Raw genomic sequence first — 3,051 nt, 5'->3', positions numbered from 1 at the left:
TCCAGATGCTGGCTGTCGATCAGATTCATTTCTGAAATAACCACGATGCCACCATCGATTTGTGCTGTCCGGATGGCTTCAAAGAGTTTGTCCCGGGAACCATCACAGGCATTCAGGCGAAAGACCTCTGGCATGGATTCCCCCCGCTGCACAGCCTGCCGTTTAACACTTTCAATCACCAGATTCAGTGTGGCGTCCTTACCCCGTCCGGTCGGGCCTTCAATCAGTGTCGCCTGACGACCGTCGTGTTTTCTGTTGAGATGATAAGCCTGCTGACAGCGACTTAAATCCTGTCCAAGCCGTTGCACCAGCTCACTGACTGCTGAACCGGATGTATCAAAGTCAGGTCGGGTTTGTTCGGTGAATTTTTTGAAGGCCTGCTGTATGTGGGGCAGGATGGTCTGATTATAAACTTTGTCGCTCAGGGTGTTGTCCGGGGAGTAACGGGCAGCAAACCTAAGCTCCAGCGCTGACAGTGCATCCTGATGAGTCTCGCTGATTTCAGGACCCAGCACATCGCGAAAACTTTGCTGGATCAAACCGTTCATTTGCTCACAGGTAACACTGTCACTGACGGGTAATGCACCATCCAGATACCAACCCACCCAGCTGCAGATATCCGTTAAATCCCTGGGGGTAAAGTCATGCTCTGGCAACAGTTCCTGATAATATTGCCAGAGCGCCATCACACTCCCGGTGGCACTTTGTGCAAGAGTGTCTATTTGATAGTCGGGCAGATGCGGTTGTAAATGCCTGATCAGAGCCGGTTCCACCACTCTGTCCCGAAGGAAAGCCCGGTTCAGGGTGGGGGAGTATGTCCTGGACAACTTCTCTTTCACGGTCGGGTCGAGCTGGCACCCGGCGTCATGGTCCGGGTTACTGGTGATAATTACCCGGTGTTTTGAGCTGACCCTGACAGGATGACTATTCACATAGATACAGGGCTCCGCTTCCCATAAGCCGTTCAATGACGCCAGCAGTCCGGTTTTGGTGAGGTTGGCTTCATCCAGAACCAGGGTGACATATTTTTCTTCAACATATTTTTTTTCAACATGGCGCCCGTCTTTGTGTTCGTCTTTGTCGGCCCGGATGTTGGCCCATTCCATCAGTACCTGGTTTTGCTGTTCCGCAGAGCAGTCGCCATCTCCGTGCTTTCGCCACTGCCAGCGTTTCATCAGGGCTTTTTCGCTGTCAGCAGGCCCAAGGGAAATGACCGAAGCCTGCCCTGAAGTCTTCGTCATTCTGGCGAAAAAATAACTTTTCCCGGTGCCGGTTTCTCCCTGCAGAAATATAACGGGTGAGTCCGCAAACCGGTCATAGAGTGAGGATAATCGACGGCTTTCACGATCCTTCTGATTCATCAGGCCGTGATAAAGATCGTGAGCCAGTGCTGACAAAGGCTGATCGGCGGAACCCTGCCACTCCAATGATTGAGACAGTCGACTTTCTATCTGTTCAATGCCTGCCGCGTCAGAATGTGCTGTTCTGGCAATATGAAAACAATCTCTGGCCAGAGCGTGAATGGCATCGGATCGGATCTGCCCCAATGGCAAGGGTAACTGCCAGCCGGAAGCCAGAGCATCTTGTAAACGTTTAATCTGTCTTGATGGTCTGATGGCCAAGCGCTGATAAGGCTCTGCTGCCGCCGGTTCGACGGCTAACTGATACGCTATTGCTGCTCGTTGTGCTTCAGGCGCATGGGCCAGGATGATGGCACAAAGCCTGTCCAGAATCTCTTCTTCACCCCGCACTGGAAATGGAGTTTCGTAGGACAGTTGTAATCCTGCAAATTGGCTGTCCTCAAGGACTGTCAGGTCAAAGGCTCTGGCCAGTGGCCACAGGTTCTGCTTCACAAACGCTCTATCCAACTGCGGGGCACTGCCGATGATGGCATTCAACCGATCCGGGTCTACCGAGGCAGTTTGATGCTGACCCGGCTCCTCATGAGCGTCGGGCAGTATGTGCCAACAGGCCACTTTCATAAAATCCCGCACTGCCGGATTCTGTCGGGTGTCGTGGGTGATGACGCTATTGATGGCCTTGCGCCAGTGTCGGGGCAGGAGCTTTGGGGACTGGTCGATCTGCTGTGCTCGCCGGGCAGCCAGTATCAGGTTATTTAATAACCCTTCGGTCAACTCAGGCAGTGGGTTACAAAGGTCGGGAGGTACGGTTTTAAACGCTTCGTAAAGTGCGTGAAGTGCTCGTTCTGGCAGCTCTGGCCGGGAGATACCATGATTGACTGCACTGATATCCCAGATATCCACCTCAGGACACGGTTTACCCCTGGCAACCATTGAACTGAATATCGAAGATGGGCTGTTCGCAGACTCAGGCCAAAGCAGGGTGATATGAGCTTGTGGGTAGGCTTGTAATTGGCCATTGACCAACAGCGGTTGTCCAACCATCAAGGGTTCCAGAAGCTGCTGAAGTGTTGGATTACTTTCCAGTCCCCACAATACAATCGGTTTGCCAGCAGTGAATGCCTCCTGCAACTCACTCTGACGCCGACCCAAATGTGCCTTTTGTTCTGAGGTGATTTGAATAGTATCAAATAGCTGACTGAAGCTGGTCTGTTCATTGACCTGAATCACCAGAGGTGCTGGCTGCTGGTGCTTTATCCAATGACTGGCCTGAGAAGGTTGCTGATACGTGACGGCATCGAAGGCAGCATGATCTCGAATGGAGTACTCATCTTTTTCTTCCAACCCCAGAGCTTCAGGCTGCTGTTTTGAATGAGCTACCTGAAGTCGGGGCTCCAGGCCTGTTGTTTCACGAATCGTCTGCAGAGTGCCCAGCAAACAAAACCATAGCGCCTCTGTGAGGGGAGAGGTTACGGTGACTGCACCACCCGCCCGAATCTGTTCCAACAAACAAGTGTTAGGCACTGCATAGCCTTCCGGGGCAATGGCAATGGGGTTCAGCCATTCTGCGATATTACCCTGGTTAATGATGATCGGGGTTCCTGGTGCATTACCAGCTTGGGATAAGGAGTGGGGCAGGCTTTGGAACAGTGAATGAAGCTCGGCATTCTCCACCGGCATCTGATAAAAC

At 52.4% G+C, this 3,051-nt stretch carries 1 protein-coding gene; it reads right to left on the bottom strand.

The annotated features are described in order from the left end of the window. Window positions 1-3,051 (bottom strand): AAA family ATPase (locus KDK19_RS06965; protein WP_257291615.1); only part of this gene is annotated, 3,051 nt, incomplete at both ends.

Origin of the sequence: Endozoicomonas sp. ONNA1, from assembly GCF_024606325.1 — a bacterium.
GTDB lineage: Bacteria > Pseudomonadota > Gammaproteobacteria > Pseudomonadales > Endozoicomonadaceae > Endozoicomonas_A.
This window is presented reverse-complemented; position numbering and strand designations above follow the sequence as displayed.